The sequence below is a fragment of the Nonomuraea sp. NPDC048826 genome (assembly GCF_043198225.1).
Taxonomy (GTDB): domain Bacteria; phylum Actinomycetota; class Actinomycetes; order Streptosporangiales; family Streptosporangiaceae; genus Nonomuraea.
The window spans coordinates 361,093-382,029 of sequence record NZ_JBICUQ010000004.1 but is presented as its reverse complement, the minus strand read 5'-3'; the positions used below and the strand labels follow the sequence as shown (position 1 = coordinate 382,029).

The window sequence follows — 20,937 nt, the reverse complement described above, 5'->3', positions numbered from 1 at the left end:
CGACATGCCCCTAGCCTCGATTCCCAGCCCCTCCGAGGGGGTCTGGTATCTCTTCGGTTTCCTCCCGATCAGGGCCTACGCGCTCTGCATCGTGCTCGGCGTGATCTTCGCTGTCTGGCTGAGCGAGCGCCGCTGGCGCGCTCGCGGCGGCGAGAAGGGCACGATCATCGACATCGCCGTGCCGGCGGTGATCTTCGGTCTGATCGGCGGCCGCCTCTACCACGTCATCACCGACTGGCAGCTCTACTTCAGCGGCCGTGAGAAGCAGCCCATCCAGGCGCTGTTCATCTGGGAGGGCGGGCTCGGCATCTGGGGCGCGATCGCTCTGGGCGGGGTGGGCGTCTGGTGGGCGTGCCGCCGCCGCGGCCTGTCCCTCAGCGCCGTGGCCGACACGGTCGCGCCCGGCATCGCCTTCGCCCAGGCGATCGGCCGGTGGGGCAACTGGTTCAACCAGGAGCTGTACGGCTCGCCCACCACGCTGCCGTGGGGCCTGGAGATCGACATCGAGCACGGCGGCGAGCCCGGCGTGCTCTACCACCCGACATTCCTGTACGAGTCGCTGTGGAACGTCGCGCTCGGCTTCGTGCTGATCTACGCCGGCAGGCGGTTCTCGCTGCGTCACGGGCGGCTGTTCGCGCTTTACGTCGCCGGTTACACGCTGGGCCGGTTCTGGATCGAGGGGTTGCGCATCGACCCGGTCGGCGGCATCGGCTACGCGGTCGAGTTCCTCGGCCTGCGCATCAACCAGTACACCGCCATCGCGCTGTTCGTCGGCGCCCTGGTCTACTTCTGGGTCACCAGGAACAAGACCTCCGCCGAGGTCGTCACCGTCCAGACCGGCGAGGACGCCGATCCGGCGCACGGGAGCGACCAGGCCGACCCGGAGGACGAGCGGGACGCGCCCGACGATCCGGTGGCCGAGTCCTCAGCTGGGACACCCGCCGACACCCCGGCCGATCCCGTCGACGACACGCCCTCCGATACGCCTCGGGCCGCCGATCAGGATGCCGAGCCCGTACCCGAGGAGAAGAACAGCCGATGAGTGCCCGCGCGGAGGCGCACCACCAGCACCGCGATGTCAGCGGCGGCTGGTTGCGGCCGTCCGTGTTCGGGGCGATGGACGGCCTGGTGTCCAACTTCGCGCTCATCGCCGGGGTCGCGGGCGGCACCGGCGAGCCCGGCGTCATCGCGCTCGCGGGAGTCGCCGGGCTGGCCGCGGGGGCCTTCTCCATGGCGGGCGGCGAGTACGTCTCCGTCGCCAGCCAGCGCGAGCTGGCCCTGCGGGAGATCAAGGTGGAGGCGCGCGAGCTGGCCCGCCACCCCGACGACGAGCTGGCCGAGCTGACCCGGACCTTCACCGACCGGGGCGTCCAGCCCGAGCTGGCCGCCGAGGTGGCCAGGCAGCTCTCCCGCGACCCCCAGCAGGCGCTGGAGCTCCACACCCGCAACGAGCTCGGGGTCACCCCCGGCGACCTGCCCAAGCCCAAGCTGGCGGCCGGGTCGTCGTTCCTGTCGTTCGCCGTGGGCGCCGCGCTGCCGCTGCTGCCTTACCTGTTCGGCGCCACGGAGCTGTGGGTGTCGGCCGCGGTGTCGTGCGCGGCGCTGTTCGGCGCGGGCGCGCTGGTGTCGCTCGTCACGGCCCGCAGCTGGTGGTACTCGGGGCTGCGGCAGCTCGTCGTGGGCGGGGTGGCCGCCGCGCTGACGTTCGCCCTCGGCAACGCGATCGAAGGCGTGGCGCTGTGACCGGTCCGCCGCGCACCCGCAGGCGCCGCCGGGCGCCCCGCTCCGACTGGCAGCTCCCGCTCCTCACCGACTGGGGGGTCAGCCCCGACCGGCAGAAACTCCTCGTCGTCATCGTCTCGGCCGTCGCCGTCCTGGCGGCCGCGGCCGCGCTGGTCATCGTGGTGGTCTCGCTCGGCTCCTACACGCCCGACCGCCGGACGGGCGACGCCCTGTCGCAGACGAACGCCGCGCTTCCGCAGACCTTCCATGGCTGGGCCTCGCCCAAGCTGTTCGAGCCCGTGGCCGATCGCGGCAAGGACGCCAAGCCGCTCACCGCGAAGGAGGTCTTCGCCCACAAGACGCTCACCGGTGAGAAGAAGCTCAGGCTCAAACTGGTCGCCAGCAAGCTGGACGCCGACTGCTCCGCCGCGCTGTGGGGTGAGGCGCTGGCCGAGCAGGTGACCGAGGCCGAGTGCAGCCAGGCCGCCCGCAGCCTGTACGTCAGCGCCGACGGCCGCTACGTCGGCCAGTACACGCTGCTCAACCTGCGTGACGGGCAGGCGGCCACCGACCTGGTCGAGTCGCTCAAGACCCTCTACCGGGGCGGCTGGACTCTCCCGCTGGAGAGCGAGAAGGCCGCCTTCCCCGCCGGCGGCTACACCGAGGCGGGCGGCTACGCCCTCGGCCACTACGTCGGGCTGGTGTGGATCGGCAGGGCCGACGGCGCGGAGCCGACGGCCAAGGACGACTACGTGTCGCTGGCCCTGGCCCTGCGCGGCGCCGAGAAGCCGGTCTACCAACGGGTCGTGGCGGTCACGGGGCCGGGGTCGTGATGCGTGTACGCTCCTGCGGGCCGTGCGGGTCCGTCCGCAACGGTCGTCCGTGGGTGTCACAAGGGGGCTAGATGCCGGTCCGACTCGTCATCGCGCTGGTGTCGGCCGCGCTCGCCGTCATCGTGGCGGGGGCGTGGCTGTGGTTCGGCAGGGAGGCGCCCCGGCCCGCCGTGCTGCGCACCCAGCCCACCTCGGCCCTGTACGCGCTCGTCGACACCCGTCAGGCCGACGCCCGGCCGCTGACCTCGGCCGAGGTCTTCACCGGCGCCACGGAGACCCTGGGGGCGCTGCGGCGCGGCGCGGTCGAGGAGTTCTCCGACTGCGCGGACGCGCTGTGGGGGATCGAGGCCGGCGGGTGCACGCAGGCGCTGCGCGCGACGTACACGGGGGAGGGGCTGGCGGGGCAGTTCGTCATACTCAACCTGCCGGACGGGCGCGCCGCCGACGCGCTGGTGTCGGCCCTGCGCTCGGACGGGTTCGTCCGGCAGGCCGCCTCCTTCGACCCGGAGCGCAGCCGCGCCGAGGCCAGGGCCCTGGGCCACTACGTGACGGTCAGCTGGGCCGGGGCAGCACCGGGCGCGGCGGGGGCCGATCTGGTCAAGCCTCTCATCGACCTCGACGGCCTGAGCGCCGTGGTGCAGTCACGCGTCCTCGACGCCACCTGAGCGCCTGAGGCCGTTTCCTACCCCGGGAGCCGCGCGCGAATCCCGCGTGTCACCCAGCGTGATCGACTTGCGCCGCTGACCTGGCGAAACGGGCGAAATGTTCGTGATGCGGACGCGATGGGCACCATTCCGGCAGCGTGCGGTAACCTCTACACACGATATGCAGCAGGGCCAACGTCGTCCCCGCCTGTAAGCAGTCCAAGACAGACGATGACGACGGGAGGGATGCAATGCCTGCTGCCCACCTCGGGTTCCCCGAGCCCCAGGGCCTCTACCACCCCGCCAACGAGCATGATGCCTGCGGTGTCGCCATGGTTGCCGACGTCGCTGGTCGCCGGGGGCACGGGATCGTGGTCAAGGCGCTGACGGCGCTGTGCAATCTTGATCATCGGGGGGCCAAGGGTAGCGAGCCGGACACCGGCGACGGAGCCGGGATCCTCACCCAGATCCCCGACGCCTTCTACCGCGCGATCACCGGCTTCCCGCTGCCCGCCGCCGGGCAGTACGCCACCGGCATCGCGTTCCTGCCGATCGACGAGCAGGCGCGCGCCATCGCCACCGGCATGATCGAGGAGATCGCCGCGGAGGAGGGCCTGACCGTCCTCGGCTGGCGTGACGTGCCGGTCGACCACACGCTGCCCGGGCCGAGCGCCCGCGCGGTCATGCCGTACTTCAAGCAGATCTTCGTGTCCTCGCCCGGCGGCGAGGCCGGGCTGGAGCTCGACAGGCTCGCCTTCTGCCTGCGCAAGCGCGCCGAGCACGAGGTGGACGTCTACTTCCCGTCCCTGTCGGCCCGCACGGTGGTCTACAAGGGGATGCTCACCCCCGACCAGGTCGAGCCGTTCTTCCCCGACCTGTCCGACGAGCGCTACGAGAGCGCGATCGCGCTGGTCCACTCGCGGTTCTCCACCAACACGTTCCCGAGCTGGCCGCTCGCGCACCCGTACCGCTACATCGCGCACAACGGTGAGATCAACACCGTCAAGGGCAACCGCAACTGGATGCGCGCCCGCGAGGCCATGCTCGACTCGGAGCTCATCCCCGGCGACCTGGCGCGGCTCTTCCCGATCTGCGACCCCGACGCGAGCGACACCGCCTCCTTCGACGAGGTGCTGGAGCTGCTCCACATCGGCGGCCGGAGCCTGCCGCACGCGGTGCTGATGATGATCCCGGAGGCCTGGGAGAACCACACCGAGATGGATCCCGCGCGCCGCGCCTTCTACGAGTTCCACTCCTCCCTGATGGAGGCCTGGGACGGCCCGGCGTCGATCACGTTCACCGACGGCACGCTCGCCGGCGCCGTGCTCGACCGCAACGGCCTGCGTCCCGGCCGCTTCTGGGTGACCGCCGACGGGCTGGTCGTGCTCGCCTCCGAGGCCGGCGTGCTCGACTTCGCGCCCGAGGAGGTGGTCCGCAAGGGCCGCCTGCAGCCGGGCCGGATGTTCCTGATCGACACCGCCCGCGGCAAGATCATCGAGGACGACGAGATCAAGGCCGAGCTGGCCGCCGCGCTCCCGTACGCGGAGTGGCTGCACGCCGGGCTGGTCCGGTTCGAGGAGCTGCCCGCGCGGCAGCGGGAGATCCCCAGCCACGAGGCGCTCGTCAAGCGGCAGCAGACCTTCGGCTACACCGAGGAGGAGCTGCGCGTCATCCTCACCCCGATGGCCCGCACCGGCGTCGAGCCGATCGGCTCCATGGGCACCGACACCCCCGTCGCGGTGCTCAGCGAGAAGCCCAGGCTGCTGTTCGACTACTTCAGCCAGCTGTTCGCCCAGGTGACGAACCCGCCGCTGGACGCGCTCCGCGAGGAGCTGGTGACCAGCCTGGCCAGCACGCTCGGCCCCGAGGGCAACCTGCTCGACCCCGGGCCCACGTCCTGCCGCCAGCTCGTGCTGCCGTACCCGGTGATCGACAACGACGAGCTCGCCAAGATCATCCACATCAACGACCAGCATGACCTGCCGGGCTTCCACCCGCGCGTCGTCTCCGGCCTGTACGAGGTCGCGGGCGGCGGCGAGGCGCTGCTGCACCGCCTGGACGAGATCCGGGCCGAGGTGTCCCAGGCCATCGCCGACGGCGCCCGGGTCATCGTGCTGTCCGACCGCGGCTCCGGCGAGGCGCTCGCGCCCATCCCGTCGCTGCTGCTCACCGGGGCGGTGCACCACCACCTCATCCAGGAGAAGACCCGGACCAAGATCGGTCTGGTGATCGAGACCGGTGAGGCCCGTGAGTGCCACCACATGGCGCTGCTGATCGGCTACGGCGCCGGCGCGGTCAACCCCTACCTCGCGATCGAGACCGTCGAAGACCTGGTCGACAGCGGCACGCTCAAGGTCGACAAGCGCAAGGCCGTGCGCAACCTGATCAAGGCGTACGGCAAGGGCGTCATCAAGATCATGTCCAAGATGGGCGTGTCGACGGTGGCCTCCTACACCGGCGCGCAGATCTTCGAGGCGCTCGGGCTCAGCCAGGAGGTCATCGACTCCTGCTTCACCGGCACCACCTCGCGCCTGGGCGGCGTCGGCTTCGACGTGCTCGCCAGGGAGGCCGCCGAGCGTCACCGGCACGCCTACCCGAAGGCCGAGAACGCCCACCGCAAGCTCCAGGTCGGCGGCGAGTACCAGTGGCGGCGCGAGGGCGAGCCCCACCTGTTCAACCCCGAGACCGTCTTCAAGCTGCAGCACGCCACCCGCACCCGCCGCTACGAGATCTTCAAGGAGTACACGGACCTCGTGGACTCCCAGGCGGAGCGGCTGATGACGCTGCGCGGCCTGTTCCGGTTCCGCAAGGGCGACCCGATCCCGATCGAGGAGGTCGAGCCCGTCTCGGAGATCGTCAAGCGGTTCTCCACGGGCGCGATGTCGTACGGCTCGATCTCGATGGAGGCCCACGAGACGCTCGCCATCGCGATGAACCGGCTGGGCGGCAAGTCCAACACCGGCGAGGGCGGCGAGGACCCCGAACGGCTCTACGACCCGGCCCGCCGCTCGGCGATCAAGCAGGTGGCCTCCGGCCGGTTCGGCGTCACCTCCGAGTACCTGGTCAACGCCGACGACCTGCAGATCAAGATGGCGCAGGGCGCCAAGCCCGGCGAGGGCGGCCAGCTGCCCGGCCACAAGGTCTACCCGTGGGTCGCCAAGACCCGCCACTCCACGCCCGGCGTCGGCCTCATCTCGCCGCCGCCGCACCACGACATCTACTCGATCGAGGACCTGGCCCAGCTCATCCACGACCTGAAGAACGCCAACCCGGCGTCGCGGGTCCACGTGAAGCTGGTCGCGGAGGTCGGCGTCGGCACGGTCGCGGCGGGGGTGTCCAAGGCGCACGCCGACGTGGTGCTCATCTCCGGCCACGACGGCGGCACCGGCGCCTCGCCGCTCACCAGCCTCAAGCACGCCGGGGCGCCGTGGGAGCTCGGCCTGGCCGAGACCCAGCAGACGCTGCTGCTCAACAACCTGCGCGACCGCATCGTGGTGCAGGTCGACGGCCAGCTCAAGACCGGTCGTGACGTGGTCATCGCCGCCCTGCTGGGCGCCGAGGAGTACGGTTTCGCCACCGCGCCCCTCGTGGTCAGCGGCTGCGTGATGATGCGGGTCTGCCACCTCGACACCTGCCCGGTGGGCGTCGCCACGCAGAACCCGGAGCTGCGCAAGCGGTTCTCCGGCAAGCCGGAGTTCGTGGTCAACTTCTTCGAGTTCATCGCCGAGGAGATCCGCGAGTATCTCGCCGAGCTGGGCTTCCGCTCGCTCGACGAGGCCATCGGGCACGTCGAGATGCTCGACACCACGGCCGCCGAGAACCACTGGAAGGCGAACGGGCTCGACCTGTCGCCGATCCTGCACCGGCCGGCGGTGCCCGAGAGCGCCGCGCTGCGCCGCGTCACCGGCCAGGACCACGGCCTGGAGCACGCCCTGGACAACACCCTCATCCAGCTGGCCGAGGGCGCGCTCAAGGACGGCACCCCGGTCACGCTGGACCTGCCGATCCGCAACGTCAACCGCACGGTCGGCACCATGCTGGGCTATCAGGTCACCAAGCGTCACGGCGGCAAGGGCCTGCCCGACAACACGATCGACATCTCCTTCACCGGCTCGGCGGGCAACTCGTTCGGCGCGTTCGTGCCCCGCGGCATCACGCTGCGGCTCACCGGCGACGCCAACGACTATCTCGGCAAGGGCCTGTCCGGCGGGCGCGTCACGCTCCGGCCGTACGAGCAGGCGCCGCTCGACGGCCACATCATCGCCGGGAACGTCTCCCTGTACGGAGCCACCTCCGGCGAGGTGTTCATCCGCGGCGTGGCGGGCGAGCGGTTCTGCGTGCGCAACTCCGGCGCGACCGCCGTCGTCGAGGGCGTCGGCGACCACGGCTGCGAGTACATGACCGGCGGCAAGGTGGTCGTCCTCGGCCCCACCGGGCGCAACTTCGCGGCCGGCATGTCCGGCGGCGTCGCCTACCTGCTCGACCTCAAGCCCGAGCGGGTCAACCGGGAGATGGTCGCCATCGAGGCGCTCACCGGGCAGGACGCCGAGTTCCTCAAGGAGACCGTCGAGAAGCACTTCGCCGAGACCGGCTCCCCGGCCGCCAAGCAGCTGCTGGCCGACTGGGACTCCGCGCTGGCCCGGTTCGGCAAGATCATGCCGACCGACTACAAGCGGGTCCTGGAGGCCGCGGAGGCCGCCCGCATCGAAGGCAGGGACATCGACGAGGCCGTCATGGCGGCCGCGGTTCAGGGATAAGGGAGGCGTACCGATGGCTGATCCCAAGGGGTTCCTCACGCACGAGCGGGAGCTGCCGGCGCGCCGCCCGGTCGACGTCCGCATCGGCGACTGGCGGGAGGTCTATCAGGACTTCTCGCAGGACAAGCTGACCAAGCAGGCGGCCCGCTGCATGGACTGCGGCATCCCGTTCTGCCACAACGGCTGCCCGCTGGGCAACCTCATCCCCGAGTGGAACGACCTGGTCTACCGCACCGACTGGCGCGAGGCGATCGAGCGGCTGCACGCCACGAACAACTTCCCGGAGTTCACCGGCAGGCTCTGCCCGGCTCCGTGCGAGGCGGCGTGCGTGCTCGGCATCAACGCCGACCCGGTGGCGATCAAGCGGGTCGAGGTCGAGATCATCGACCGCGCGTTCGCCGAGGGCTGGGTCACCCCGCAGTCGCCGCAGCGCAAGACCGGCAAGCGGGTGGCCGTGATCGGCTCCGGCCCGGCCGGGCTGGCCGCCGCCCAGCAGCTCACCCGCGCCGGTCATGACGTGGTGGTGTACGAGCGCGCCGACCGCGTGGGCGGGCTGCTGCGCTACGGCATCCCCGAGTTCAAGATGGAGAAGCGGCACATCGACCGCCGTCTGGCCCAGATGCGGGCGGAGGGCACCGAGTTCCGCACCGGCGTCAACGTCGGCCTCGACGTCACCGCCGCCGAGCTGCGCGAGCAGTACGACGCGGTGGTGCTGTGCGGCGGCGCCACCCAGTGGCGCGACCTGCCGGTGACGGGCCGCGACCTCAAGGGCGTCTACCAGGCGATGGAGTACCTCCCGCTCTCCAACAAGGTGCAGGAGGGCGACTTCCCGGTCTCGCCGATCTCCGCCGAGGGCAAGCACGTCGTGGTCATCGGCGGCGGCGACACCGGCGCCGACTGCATCGGCACGGCCATCCGGCAGGGCGCCGCGTCCGTCACCCAGCTGGAGATCATGCCGCAGCCGCCGGCCGCCCGGCCGTCCGGGCAGCCGTGGCCGACGTTCCCGATCCTGTTCAAGATGGAGAGCGCCCACGAGGAGCTCGCCGAGCAGGGCGGGCAGCGGGTGTACGCGGTGTCCACCACCGAGTTCGTCGGCGACGCCGACGGCAACGTCAAGGCGCTGCGCCTGGTCGAGGTCGAGGGCCCGCAGGCCGGGTTCAAGCCGATCCCCGGCACCGAGCGGGAGATCCCGGCCGACCTGGTCACGCTCTCCATGGGCTTCCTCGGCCCGGAGAAGGGCCCGCTGCTGACCGACCTGGCGGACCAGGGCGGCGACGGGTTCTTCGACGCCCGGGGCAACGTCGCCCGCGACAAAACCTACATGTCGAAGGTCGACGGCGTGTTCGTGGCCGGTGACATGGGCCGCGGCCAGTCGCTCATCGTCTGGGCCATCGCCGAGGGTCGTGCCGCCGCCAGCGGCGTCGACCGTTACCTGACCGGTGAGACGGCGTTGCCGTACCCGATTCTGCCGACCGCCCGCCCGCTGGTCTGATCCGTCCGGCCCGTGCCCGACGCCCGTCCCGTCCGCCGGGGCGGGCGTTCGCGCTGTCCGGGGGCGGGTCATGCCTGCCGGGTTGCATCAGTTGCCGCAGGTCGGGAAGATGCACATTCTGGAGATGTACGGATGATAGGGGAGAAATGCGGCGAGTAGCCCCGGTCCTTGCGGCGCTGGCCACGGCAGCCGCGCTGACCGCCTGCGCCCCCGCCGCCCCCGCGGCCACGGCCGCCACCGAGTATCTCGTCTTCTACGCCGACGGGGAGCGGTCCGGCGCGCTGAGCGCCGTCCGGGACGCGGGCGGCACCGTCACCGGCGCCGGCGCCGGCACCGGCGCCGAGGCCAAGCTCGGCTACGTGCTCGCCCGGGGCCACGACGACCGCTTCGCCGAGGCGGTCGGCGACGACCCCGCCGTGGTCGGCGTCTCCGCCGACCGCGCCATCGGGCACGCCTCCTCGACCCCCGCCAAGACCTTCCCCGACGCCTCCGCCTTCAGCGAGAAAGGCGGCGGCGAGCCGCTCGCCGGCCACCAGTGGGACATGCGGATGATCGGCGCCGACCGCGCCAACGAGAAGGCGCCCGGCACCAAGCAGGTCCTCGTCGGCGTCATCGACACCGGGATCGACGGCACCCACCCCGACATCGCGCCCAACTTCAACCGCAAGCTCAGCCGCAACTTCGTCACCGACCGGCCGAAGGACGACAACGGCGAGACCCTCGACGGCCCCTGCGAGGCCGCGGGCTGCAAGGACCCCGTCGACCAGGACGACGACGGCCACGGCACGCACGTCGCCAGCACCATCGCCTCCCCGATCAACGGCATCGGCATCGCCGGCGTGGCCCCCGGCGTCCAGCTCGTCAACATCCGGGCGGGCCAGGACTCCGGCTTCTTCTTCCTCAAGGCCAGCCTCGACGCACTCACCTACGCCGGCGACATCGGCGTCGACGTGGTCAACATGAGCTACTACGTCGACCCGTGGCTGTTCAACTGCACCGCCAACCCGGCCGACAGCAAGAAGGAACAGCTCGAACAGCGCGCCATCATCACCGGCATGCAGCGCGCCCTCGACTACGCCAGGAACAAGGGCGTCACCCTCATCTCCGCGCTCGGCAACGGCTCCACCGATCTCGGCAAGCCGAAGACCGACGACGACAGCCCCGGCTACCCGCGCGGGGAGGAGAAGGTCCGCCAGGTCGACAACAGCTGTCTCAACGTCCCCGCCGAGTCCCGCGGCGTCATCTCCGTCGCGTCGGTGGGCCCGTCCGGCCGCAAGGCCATCTACAGCGACTACGGCGTCGAGCAGGCCGACATCGCCGCGCCCGGCGGCGACTCGCTCGACGGCAAGGGCGCCTCCGCCACCCGCACCATCCTCGCCGCCGCCCCCGAGAAGGCGCTGCGCGCCAAGGGCCGCATCGGCGCCGACGGCAAGCCCAAGGGCGGGGACGTGATCCGCGACTGCACCGGCGGCACCTGCTCCTACTACCAGTATCTCGAAGGCACCTCCATGGCGGCCCCGCACGCCGCCGGCGTCGCCGCCATCCTGATCAGCCGCTTCGGCGAGCCCGGGTCCGGCGGCGTCACCCTCGCGCCCGCCACCGTCGAGAAGTACCTGTACGAGACGGCCACCCGCGCGTCGTGCCCGAACCCCCGGGCGTTCGTCTACGACGTGTTCGGCGAGAAGCACACCCACCAGTGCGAAGGTGAGGCGGACAAGAACGGCTTCTACGGTCACGGCATCGTCAACGCCCTGGAGGCGGCTACCTTCGAACCATGATGTATCGCCTCATCGCCGATCTGGCGATGGTGGTGCACTTCGCCTTCCTCGCCTACCTGGTGCTGGGCGGTTTCCTCGCCTGGCGGTGGCGGCGGACCGTCTGGGCGCACCTCGCCGTCGTCGGGTGGGGGCTGCTGTCCATCACCACCGGCATCGAGTGCCCGCTCACGCTCGTGGAAGACTGGGGGCGCCGCAACGCCGGCCTGCTCGGGCTGCCGGCCAGCGGCTTCATCGACCACTACATCGAGGGCGTGGTCTACCCGGAGGAATATACGAACATGGCTCGTCTGCTGGTCGCCGTTGTCGTGCTGTTCTCCTACGTGGGGTACGTTCTCCGTCGACCTTGACTGCCAAGTGGTCTGTACCAATTAAGGTAGGACTCGTGACACGTCGCGCGAAAATCGTCTGCACCCTAGGCCCAGCCACGTCCTCACCCGAACGCCTGCGCGATCTCATCGCCGCGGGCATGGACGTCGCACGGTTCAACCTCAGCCATGGCGACCATGACCTGCACAGAGAGGTCTACGACCGCGTCAGGGAGGTGGCGGCCGACCTCGGCCGCGGTGTAGGCGTTCTCGCCGATCTGCAGGGCCCCAAGATCCGCGTCGGCCGCTTCGAGGAGGGCCCGGTCCGGCTCGGCTTCGGCGACGTCTTCACGATCACCGCCGAAGACGTGCCCGGCGACCGCGAGCAGGTCTCCACCACCTACAAGGGCCTGTCCAAGGACGTCCGCCCCGGCGACACCATCCTGGTCGACGACGGCCGGCTCGTGCTGGAGGTCACCCGGGTCGACGGCGAGCGGGTCGTCACCCGCGTCGTGATCGGCGGCATGATCTCCGACAACAAGGGCCTCAACCTCCCCGGCGTCAACGTCAGCGCCCCCGCGCTCACCGACAAGGACGAGACCGACCTGCGCTGGGCGCTCCGCACCGGCGTCGACATGATCGCCCTGTCGTTCGTCCGCCGTCCCTCCGACGCCGACGTCGTGCGCAACATCATGGAGCAGGAGGCCGTCCGCCTGCCCCTGCTGGCCAAGATCGAGAAGCCGCAGGCGGTCGAGCGGCTGCCCGAGATCGTCGAGGCCTTCGACGGCATCATGGTCGCCCGCGGCGACCTCGGGGTGGAGCTGCCGCTGGAGCAGGTGCCGATCGTCCAGCGGCGCATCATCGAGCTGTGCCGCGAGAAGGCCCGCCCGGTCATCGTCGCGACCCAGATGCTCGACTCGATGATGAACGCCCCCCGCCCCACCCGCGCCGAGGCCTCCGACGTCGCCTACGCCGTCATGGACGGCGCCGACGCGGTCATGCTGTCGGGCGAGACCTCCGTCGGCAACTACCCGATCGAGTCCGTCTCCACGATGGACCGCATCGCCTGCGCCGCCGAGGCGTCGTCCCTGCAGGCCACCCACACCCTGGAGCGGATGCCGGAGACCACCGGCGGCGCCATCGCCAGGGCGGCGGCCGAGGTCGGCGCCATCGTCGGGGCCAAGGCCCTGGTGGCCTTCACCATGTCCGGCGAGACGGCCCGGCGCCTGGCCCGCTACCGCTCGCCGATCCCGCTGCTCGCCTTCACCTCCTCGCCGCACGTGCGGGGCCAGCTCTCGCTGACCTGGGGGGTGGAGACGTTCCAGGTGCCGTTCGTGCACCACACCGATGACATGGTGCGGCAGGTGGAGGCGTCGCTGCTGTCGCTCGGCCGGCTGGAGAAGGGCGACAAGGTGGTCATCGTGGCCGGCTCGCCTCCCGGCACGCACGGCTCCACCAACGCCCTGCGGGTCCACACCATCGGCTCGGCCGTCTCCCACGCCAACTAGGGGCCCTGCCCGGGTACGCGCCTGGCGCGTACCCGGACCCTGGTCAGTTGGCGTGCAGCGCCTCGTTCAGCTCGATGCCGGTGCCCTGGCGATCGACCACCTCGACGGCGCCGGTCTCGGAGTTGCGGCGGAACAACAGCCCGCTGCGCCCCGACAGCTCCCTGGCCTTGACCACGTCGCCGCCGGGCAGCCGCACCTTCGTGCCGGCCGTCACGTACAACCCGGCCTCGACGACGCAGTCGTCGCCCAGCGAGATGCCGATGCCGGCGTTCGCGCCGATCAGGCAGCGCTCGCCGACCGAGACGACCTCCTTGCCGCCGCCTGACAGCGTGCCCATGATCGACGCGCCGCCGCCCAGGTCGGAGCCCTCGCCGAGGACCACCCCGGCCGAGATCCTGCCCTCGACCATGGACGCGCCGAGCGTGCCGGCGTTGAAGTTGACGAACCCCTCGTGCATCACCGTCGTGCCGGTGGCCAGGTGGGCGCCCAGGCGCACCCGGTCGGCGTCGGCGATGCGCACCCCCGACGGCATCACGTAGTCGACCATGCGCGGGAACTTGTCCACCCCGTACACCGCGACCGGCCCGTTGGCCCGCAGCCGCGCCCGGGTCACCTCGAAGCCCGCCACCGCGCACGGCCCGTGGCTGGTCCACACGACGTTGGCCAGCTTGCCGAACACGCCGTCGAGGTTGAGCCCGTGCGGCCGCACCAGCCGCGCCGACAGCAGGTGGAGCCGCAGGTAGGCGTCGTGCGCGTCGGCCGGAGGCTCGGAGAGCTTGGCGATGCCGGTCCGCACCGCCACCACCTCCACGCCGCGCGCCGGATCCGGCCCCACCAGGGCGGCGAGCTCGCCGGCCTCCTCGGCGGCGAGCCGCTCGGTGCCCGTCGCGGGCGGGTCGCCCAGCTCGGGGGCGGGGAACCAGGTGTCGAGTACGGTGCCGTCGGCGGCCACGGTCGCGAGGCCGATGCCGAACGCGCCGGTCACGGTGGGATCGATAGCAGTCACGTGCCTCAAAATACCGTGACGCCGCTCCTCAGACCGCGCCCAGGTCGGCCGACAGCCAGCGCTCCGGCCGCATCCGGAACGTCACCAGAGCGCCCAGGTCGGACCCTTCCACGTATCCGGGAAGCGCCTCCGCCGGAAGGTAGCGGGCGGCGATCCGGGCGAGCTGCTCCAGCGTCGTCGGGCCCGACCACACGACGGGCCCCTCCACCGACACGTACCGGTAGGTGGGGCTGGTCCGCTGCGCGAGCAGCGAGAACCGGCCCGCCTTCGCGATCAGCGCCGCCTTGCGCGAGTCGCGGCCGGTGAGGAACTCCACGTCGCCGCCCGGCTCGTAGTCGTACCAGACCGGCACGTTCAGCGGCGCCCGGTCGGCCCCCGCGTCCACCGACACGCCGGCCACGTGCGGCTCCGCCAGGAACTTGGCCCGCTCCATCACGCTCAGCCCCACGGCACCCACCTCCAGAGAACCACCACACCGGTTACATTTCCGAAGATCGGCCGGCTATGCCCGCGAGCGAGAGGGAACGAGGTGGCGGCCGGGCGGGCCGCCCGGCGAAGAGGTGCCCCGAGTGGGATTCGAACCCACACTGAATGGATTTTGAGTCCATCGACTCTGCCGATTGGTCTATCGGGGCGGAGGTCGCCGCCTTCACCGGGCGCGACTTCGGGTGTCGCGGTGAAGGCCGACGTGGATCTAATCTACCGGACATCGGTACTCTTCTGCTCGTGAGTACGCAGCGGCGAGTGGTGATCGCGGAAGACGAGGCGCTCATCCGCCTCGACCTCAAGGAGATGCTCCAGGAAGACGGCTACGTCGTCGTGGGGGAGGCCGGTGACGGGGAGCAGGCGATCCAGCTGGCCACCGATCTGCGGCCCGATCTCGTCATCCTGGACGTCAAGATGCCGGTGCTCGACGGGATCTCCGCGGCGGAGCGGATCGTGGCCGAGCGCATCGCGCCGTGCCTGATCCTCACCGCGTTCTCCCAGCGTGACCTGGTCGAGCGGGCCAGGGAGGCGGGGGCGATGGCCTATCTGGTCAAGCCGTTCACCAAGGCCGACCTCGTGCCGGCGATCGAGATGGCGGTGAGCCGGCACGAGGAGATGGTGGCGCTGGCCGCCGAGGTGACGAGCCTGACCGAGCGGCTGGAGACGCGCAAGCTGGTGGAGCGGGCCAAGGGCCGGCTGATGACGCAGCACGGCTGGAGCGAGCCGCAGGCGTTCCGGTGGATCCAGAAGGCGTCGATGGACCGCCGGCTGAGCATGCGCGAGGTCGCCCAGATCGTCATCGACGACGCCGCCGACCGGGGCTGAGCGCCCCGGCGCGGTCACGAGGTGGGCAGCCCGCACACGTCCAGCGCGTAGTGGATGAGCCGGTCCTGGACGTCCTTGGGCGGCACCACGATGACGACGCGCTGCTCACCGCCGTCGACCCCGGCGCGTACCGGGAAGAGGAAGGCCTTCTTGGCCTCGGCGAAGGCGTGCGGGTCGCAGCGTCCGGGGGTCAGCTGGATGGGGACCTCGGCGTTCTGGGCGTCGGCGGCCAGTTCGGCGAGCGGTTCGCCGGGGGTGACCGGGGCGGCGATGTAGTGGGTGGTGCCGTCGATGCGGTGCACGGTCACGGCGCCCTTGCCGCGGCGGGTGAGGACGAGCGTGCCGTGCATGGCGTCGCCGACCCGCTTCCACTCGGGGCCGAAGCCGATGTCGGCCGCCTGCTTGATGAGGTGCTCCGAGCACTCGTCGCGCAGCAGCCGGGTCAGCAGCGGGTCGGGGTGGGTCACCGGGAAGACGACCTTGCGCGGGCTCTGCTCGTCGCCGACGCGCACGTGGGCCACGACGGTCGCGGGCTGGACCTCCGGCAGGCGGTCGGGGAGGCAGACGGCCTTCCCGAAGGGGGCCGGCACGTCCGTTCTCTCGGTCTTCTTGACCGTGATTTCTGCCTTTTGTGGGGGTAATGTGGCAAATGATGCCGTCACGAGCTGAACGTCCGCGAAGTGCACCGGGGTCTCCGTGGTATTCCGGACCGCGACCTGCAGCCTGTGTTCGGGCTCGTCGGAGCGCCACTGGCCCAGGGAGACCGACACACCCGGCGGTGGTGCCGTGACGGAGGGAGACGGTTCGCCCCCGCCGCAACCTGCGAGGAGGACGATCAGGATCGCAAGAGTCGTAATCCGCTTCACTCGTCGCAGACTAAGCACGTACTGATCGCGAGCGTAAGTTGAGGACTGATTACGACTCCGCATCCAAGTGCCGACAGTTGGCCCACTGCCCTGGCATCACCATGCAGGCATTTTGTACGTTTCCACCATTCGATCGGGAACGCTCGGCGGTGCTGACGGATCCCGGCCTGGAATGAAGGAGATTACTTCATGGTCCGCATTGCTCCCGTGGGACGGGTGCTTGCTGTCGTGGCTGCCACCAGCCTCGCCCTGACAGCTTGCGGTGGTGGCAGCGACACCGCCGCGCCATCTTCACCCTCGTCTGCCGCGCCATCGTCCGCGGCCCCCGCGGCTCAGGGCGACGGCACGCTGACCCTCGGCACGCTGCTGCCGCAGACGGGGTCGCTGGCGTTCCTCGGCCCGCCCGAGTTCGCGGGCGTCGACCTCGCCGTCAAGGAGATCAACGAAGCCGGCGGCGTGCTCGGCAAGGAAGTCGCCAAGATCCACACCGACTCGGGCGACACCACCACCAACATCGCCTCCCAGTCGGTCGACAACCTGCTGGCGCAGAAGGCCGACGCCATCATCGGCGCCGCCTCCTCGTCGGTGTCGGAGACCGTGATCGACAAGATCACCGGGGCGGGTGTCGTCCACTTCTCGCCGGCCAACACCTCCGACAAGTTCACCACCATCGCCGACCAGGGCCTCTACTTCCGGACCTCCCCGCCGGACAAGCTCCAGGGCCGCGTCCTCGGTGACCTGATCGTCGCCGACGGCAACGCCACGGTCGCCATCATGGCGATGCAGGACTCCTACGGCACCGGCCTGGCCGACCAGGTCGCCAAGACCGTCCAGGACGGCGGCGCCGAAGTGGTCGCCCGCGTCGACTACGACCCGAAGGCCGCCGACTTCGCCGCCGACATCGCCAAGATCAAGGCGGAGAACCCGGCGGGCATCGTCCTCATCGGCTTCGAGGAGACCGCCAAGGTCATCAACGAGCTGGTCAAGCAGGGTCTGCCGGCCGACAAGCACAAGTGGTACATGGTCGACGGCAACACTTCCAACACCAACTACGTCAAGATGCCCAAGGGCACGCTGAACGGCGTCAAGGGCACCATCCCCGGCGCCGCGGCTCCCGAGGACTTCCAGAAGAAGCTGCTCGCGGTCGACCCCGACCTCGAGGACTTCAGCTACGCGCCCGAGTCCTACGACGCCGCCAACCTCATCGCGCTGGCGGCCGAGGCCGCCAAGAGCGACGCGGGCACCGCGATCGCGGCCAAACTGGCCGAGGTCAGCAAGGGCGGCGAGAAGTGCAAGGACTTCCCGACCTGCGTCGAGCTGCTCAAGGCCGGCAAGGACATCGACTACGACGGCGTGAGCGGTCCGGTCGAGTTCAACGACGCCGGTGACCCGGCCGTCGCCACCATCGGTATCTACCAGTACGGCGACGACAACAAGTACGGCACCAAGGCGATCGAGTACCGCACGGGCAACATCGAGGGCTGATCGCTCCTCGGCTGAGCCTTAGGGCCCCGGTCCCCTCCCCCCTGAGGACCGGGGCCCTTTCGCGTGCTCAGTCGCAGGCCCGCTCGATCCGGCCGGCGGCGGCCCGGTACTCCTTGAGCAGGGACACCTGCCGGGAGCGCGGCACGTCGGCCTTGGAGAGGCCCTCGGTGGTGCTCTCGACCGTGCGGACGGCGCCGCCGAGCGAGCCGGGCAGCCGGGGGCCGAACTGCAGGGTGATGCCGCGTACCTCGGCCAGGCGGCCCAGGACGGCGTCCTCGAAGTGCTGCGCGTCCTCCTCGCCCGCGGGCTTCAGCAGGAGGTCGGCGTAGCCGATGGCGGAGACCACGCGGGCGCACGGATCGTCGTCGGGATCGCCGCCCGTACTGTAGGAGCCGCCGGCGGCGGGAGCCTGTTGGCAGGCGGCCAGCACGGGGAGCATGAGCAGGATTGCCAGAAAACGCTTCACACCGGACATTAAAGAACGGAGAAGAGGCCCCGGGGAGCCCCTTCTCCGTTCTTCGCGCCGGGTCTACGCCTTGGCGAGGGTGCCGAGGTACAGCTCGATGACCTTGGGGTCGTTGGCGAGCTGGCGCCCGGTGCCGGTGTAGGCGTTGCGGCCCTGGTCCAGGACGTAGCCGCGGTGACAGATCTGCAGGCAGCGCCGGGCGTTCTGCTCCACCATGATGATGGTGACGCCGGCCTTGTTGATCTGCTGGGCCTGGATGAACACCAGGTCCTGCAGCTTGGGCGACAGGCCCGCCGACGGCTCGTCCAGCAGCAGCACCGACGGCTCGGTCATGAGCGCCCTGGCCATGGCGACCATCTGCCGCTCGCCGCCCGACAGGGAGCCGGCGCGCTGCTTGCGCCGCTCCTTGAGCGCCGGGAACAGCTCGCAGACGAACTCGAAGCGCTCCTTGAACTTGCCGGGCACCTGGTAGGCGCCCATTTCGAGGTTCTCCTCGATGGTCAGGCTCGGGAAGACGTTGTTGGTCTGCGGGACGTAGCCGACGCCGCGTGAGACCAGCTGGTGCGCCTTCATGTTGGTGATGTCCTCACCCTTCAGCGTGACCGTGCCGCTGCGGATGTTGACCAGCCCGAACATGGCCTTGAGCAGGGTCGACTTGCCGGCGCCGTTGGGGCCGATGATGCCGATCAGCTCGCCTTCCGCGACGTACAGGTCGGAGCCGTTGAGGATGTTGACCCCCGGCAGGTAGCCGGCGATCAGCTCGTCGCAGCGCAGGACGGCGTTCTCGGCGCCGCTCAGATGGTCGCTGCGGTCGGTGACGGCGGCCTTGGACTCGGGGACGGCGTTCACTTGCTTTCCTCCTCGATCTCGGCCTCGAGCGCCTCCTCGGCCTCCTGGAGCTGCTCCTCCAGCTCGCTCTCGGTGAGCGGCGCGTCGTGGTGGGCGCCCAGGTAGGCGTCGATGACCCGCTCGTCGGACATGATGGTGTCCGGCGGGCCCTCGGCGATGACGGTGCCCTGCGCCATGACGATGACCCAGTCGCTGATGTCGCGCACCATGTCCATGTCGTGCTCGACGAACAGCACGGTCATGCCCTGCTCGCGCAGGTCCTTGACGTGCCCGAGCAGCGACTGGGTGAGGGCCGGGTTGACGCCGGCCATCGGCTCGTCGAGCATCACCAGCTCGGGCTTGACCATGAGGGCCCGGGCCATCTCCAGCAGCTTGCGCTGGCCGCCCGAGAGCGAGCCGGCGAAGTCCTCGCGCTTGGCGTCGAGCTTGAACCTGGCCAGCAGGTCGTCGGCGCGCGCGGTGATCTCGTCCTCCTGCCTGGTCCACAGGAAGGGCAGCATCGCCTGCCAGAAGCTCTCGCCCGTCTGGCCCTGCGCGCCGAGCCGCATGTTCTCCAGCACGGTGAGCCGCGACAGCGCCTTGGTGAGCTGGAACGTGCGCACCATGCCGCTGCGGGCGACCTTGTGGGCCGGCACGCCGTTCATCCTGCGCCCGTTGAACGTCCACTCGCCCGAGTCGGCGGTGTCGAACCCCGTGAGCTGGTTGAAGAACGTGGTCTTGCCGGCGCCGTTGGGGCCGATGAGCGCGGTGATGGACCCGCGCTGGATCTCCACGTGCTGGACGTCGACGGCGGTCAGGCCGCCGAAGCGGCGCACGACGTTGTCGACCACGAGGATCGGGTCGGGCTTGGGGACGCCGGGCTCGCGCGCCAGGTCCTTGAAGACGGCGAGCGCGGCGGCCTTGCGGTCGGCCGTGGTCTCAGCGTGCATTGATGGCCAGCTCCCTCTTGTCCCCGAAGATACCTTGCGGGCGGTAGACCAGCAGCAGGATCAGCCCCAGCCCGACCAGGGCGAAGCGGAACGGGCCGACCTGCGTGATCTCCATGAACGGGATGAGGCCGGACTGCACAGCGCCGGAGAGCAGGCCGTTGATGAGCACCAGCAGCACCCAGAAGATGGCCGAGCCGATCACCGGGCCGAACACGCGGGCGGCGCCGCCGAGGATGACGATCGTGTAGACGTAGAACGTGGTCTCGGTGCCGAAGATGTCAGGCTGCACCGACCCGGTGGCGAGCCCGTAGATGAAGCCGCCGAGGCAGCCGAGCACACCGCCGAGGATGAGCGACTGCATCTTGTAGGAGAACACGTTCTTGCCGAGGCTGCGCACGGCGTCCTCGTCCTCGCGGATGGCCTTGATCACGCGTCCCCACGGGCTCTTCATCAGCAGGAAGACGATGGCGCAGGAGATGGCGATCAGGATCCAGGCGACGGTGAGCACCCACATCTCGCGCTCGTTGAAGCTGAGCGGCCAGAAGCCGTAGGTGCCTTCGCCGTAGGGGTTGATCTCGTAGAACCCCTGGGAGAAGCCGCGCCGGCCGTCGGAGCCGCCGAAGATGTCCCTGAACTCCACCGAACGGAAGATCAATCTGACGATCTCGGCCGCGGCGATGGTCACGATGGCCAGATAGTCGGCCCGCAACCGCAGGGTCGGGATGCCCAGCAAAAGGGCGAGGAGCACGGCGGCGAGCAGGCCCACCCCGATGCCGATCCAGAACGGCAGCCCGATCACGGTGACGGTGACCGCCAGGCCGTAGCCGGCGACGGCGAGGAAGGCGGACTGGCCGAAGTTGAGCAGGCCGGTGTAGCCGAAGTGGATGTTGATGCCGATGGCGGCGAGCGCGTACCACACCGTCTCGACGCCGATGGCGGCCTTGACGGTGGTGGAGAGGATGATGTCCCAGTTCATGATTCCCCCC

The 20,937-nt window shown here is 70.4% G+C and carries 18 protein-coding genes and 1 tRNA gene; 11 read left to right on the top strand and 8 right to left on the bottom strand.

Going from position 1 to position 20,937, the window contains the following annotated elements:
* The first annotated feature begins 4 nt into the window (after positions 1-4).
* The 9 genes from lgt (at position 5) to pyk (ending at position 13,039) form a co-directional block, all read left to right on the top strand.
* The gene (gene lgt / locus ACGFI7_RS16245; RefSeq protein WP_393404783.1) at positions 5-1,042 is read left to right on the top strand and encodes a prolipoprotein diacylglyceryl transferase; all 1,038 of its coding nucleotides are present in this window, start codon (positions 5-7) and stop codon (positions 1,040-1,042) included.
* Positions 1,039-1,743 carry a VIT1/CCC1 transporter family protein gene (locus ACGFI7_RS16240; protein WP_393404781.1) on the top strand — a complete coding sequence of 235 codons (705 nt, stop codon included), beginning with the start codon at positions 1,039-1,041 and terminating at the stop codon, positions 1,741-1,743. Before lgt ends, ACGFI7_RS16240 begins: the two co-directional genes overlap by 4 nt.
* A complete protein-coding gene (locus ACGFI7_RS16235; protein WP_393404779.1) occupies positions 1,740-2,555 on the top strand; it encodes a hypothetical protein in 816 nt (271 codons plus the stop codon). Before ACGFI7_RS16240 ends, ACGFI7_RS16235 begins: the two co-directional genes overlap by 4 nt.
* A 71-nt stretch (positions 2,556-2,626) precedes the next feature.
* Positions 2,627-3,220, top strand: a complete 594-nt coding sequence (locus tag ACGFI7_RS16230; RefSeq protein WP_393404777.1) for a hypothetical protein — start codon at positions 2,627-2,629, stop codon at positions 3,218-3,220.
* A gap of 230 nt (positions 3,221-3,450) precedes the next feature.
* On the top strand, positions 3,451-7,956 hold the full coding sequence (gene gltB, locus ACGFI7_RS16225) for a glutamate synthase large subunit (protein WP_393404775.1): 4,506 nt from the start codon (positions 3,451-3,453) through the stop codon (positions 7,954-7,956).
* A 13-nt stretch (positions 7,957-7,969) separates the two neighbouring features.
* Positions 7,970-9,448: a glutamate synthase subunit beta gene (locus tag ACGFI7_RS16220; RefSeq protein WP_393404773.1), complete on the top strand. Its 1,479-nt coding sequence runs from the start codon at positions 7,970-7,972 to the stop codon at positions 9,446-9,448.
* Between the two features lie 146 nt (positions 9,449-9,594).
* The gene (locus tag ACGFI7_RS16215; RefSeq protein WP_393404771.1) at positions 9,595-11,226 is read left to right on the top strand and encodes a S8 family serine peptidase; all 1,632 of its coding nucleotides are present in this window, start codon (positions 9,595-9,597) and stop codon (positions 11,224-11,226) included.
* Positions 11,223-11,573 carry a DUF2784 domain-containing protein gene (locus ACGFI7_RS16210; RefSeq protein WP_393404769.1) on the top strand — a complete coding sequence of 117 codons (351 nt, stop codon included), beginning with the start codon at positions 11,223-11,225 and terminating at the stop codon, positions 11,571-11,573. Before ACGFI7_RS16215 ends, ACGFI7_RS16210 begins: the two co-directional genes overlap by 4 nt.
* Before the next feature lie 35 nt (positions 11,574-11,608).
* Positions 11,609-13,039: a pyruvate kinase gene (pyk, locus tag ACGFI7_RS16205; RefSeq protein WP_393404767.1), complete on the top strand. Its 1,431-nt coding sequence runs from the start codon at positions 11,609-11,611 to the stop codon at positions 13,037-13,039.
* Between the two features lie 43 nt (positions 13,040-13,082).
* Here pyk and dapD read toward each other — a convergent pair whose 3' ends face one another.
* From dapD to ACGFI7_RS16190, 3 genes are all read right to left on the bottom strand, one after another.
* Entirely contained in the window at positions 13,083-14,045 is a 963-nt protein-coding gene (gene dapD / locus ACGFI7_RS16200; RefSeq protein ID WP_393404765.1) for a 2,3,4,5-tetrahydropyridine-2,6-dicarboxylate N-succinyltransferase, read from the bottom strand.
* A 28-nt stretch (positions 14,046-14,073) separates the two neighbouring features.
* The gene (locus ACGFI7_RS16195) at positions 14,074-14,493 is read right to left on the bottom strand and encodes a pyridoxamine 5'-phosphate oxidase family protein (protein WP_393404763.1); all 420 of its coding nucleotides are present in this window, start codon (positions 14,491-14,493) and stop codon (positions 14,074-14,076) included.
* Positions 14,494-14,606: 113 nt separating this feature from the next.
* Positions 14,607-14,680 (bottom strand) — tRNA-Leu (locus ACGFI7_RS16190).
* Between the two features lie 91 nt (positions 14,681-14,771).
* Between ACGFI7_RS16190 and ACGFI7_RS16185 the strand changes: the two genes are divergently transcribed.
* A complete protein-coding gene (locus tag ACGFI7_RS16185) occupies positions 14,772-15,356 on the top strand; it encodes an ANTAR domain-containing response regulator (RefSeq protein ID WP_393404761.1) in 585 nt (194 codons plus the stop codon).
* A gap of 14 nt (positions 15,357-15,370) precedes the next feature.
* On the opposite strand, the gene ACGFI7_RS16180 is transcribed toward ACGFI7_RS16185, so the two are convergent.
* Positions 15,371-15,946, bottom strand: a complete 576-nt coding sequence (locus ACGFI7_RS16180; protein ID WP_393404759.1) for a hypothetical protein — start codon at positions 15,944-15,946, stop codon at positions 15,371-15,373.
* Positions 15,947-16,450: 504 nt separating this feature from the next.
* Here ACGFI7_RS16180 and ACGFI7_RS16175 point away from each other — a divergent pair.
* On the top strand, positions 16,451-17,707 hold the full coding sequence (locus tag ACGFI7_RS16175) for an ABC transporter substrate-binding protein (RefSeq protein ID WP_393404757.1): 1,257 nt from the start codon (positions 16,451-16,453) through the stop codon (positions 17,705-17,707).
* Between the two features lie 67 nt (positions 17,708-17,774).
* Here ACGFI7_RS16175 and ACGFI7_RS16170 read toward each other — a convergent pair whose 3' ends face one another.
* From ACGFI7_RS16170 to ACGFI7_RS16155, 4 genes are all read right to left on the bottom strand, one after another.
* Positions 17,775-18,173, bottom strand: a complete 399-nt coding sequence (locus tag ACGFI7_RS16170) for a hypothetical protein (RefSeq protein ID WP_393404754.1) — start codon at positions 18,171-18,173, stop codon at positions 17,775-17,777.
* Positions 18,174-18,236: 63 nt separating this feature from the next.
* Complete coding sequence (locus ACGFI7_RS16165; protein ID WP_393404752.1) at positions 18,237-19,022, bottom strand: ABC transporter ATP-binding protein; 786 nt, start codon at positions 19,020-19,022, stop codon at positions 18,237-18,239.
* Complete coding sequence (locus tag ACGFI7_RS16160; RefSeq protein WP_393404750.1) at positions 19,019-19,951, bottom strand: ABC transporter ATP-binding protein; 933 nt, start codon at positions 19,949-19,951, stop codon at positions 19,019-19,021. Before ACGFI7_RS16160 ends, ACGFI7_RS16165 begins: the two co-directional genes overlap by 4 nt.
* Positions 19,941-20,927 (bottom strand): branched-chain amino acid ABC transporter permease, encoded by a 987-nt coding sequence (locus ACGFI7_RS16155; RefSeq protein WP_393404748.1) that lies wholly within the window; start codon positions 20,925-20,927, stop codon positions 19,941-19,943. The genes ACGFI7_RS16160 and ACGFI7_RS16155 overlap by 11 nt, the downstream gene beginning before the upstream one ends.
* Between the last annotated feature and the right edge of the window lie 10 nt (positions 20,928-20,937).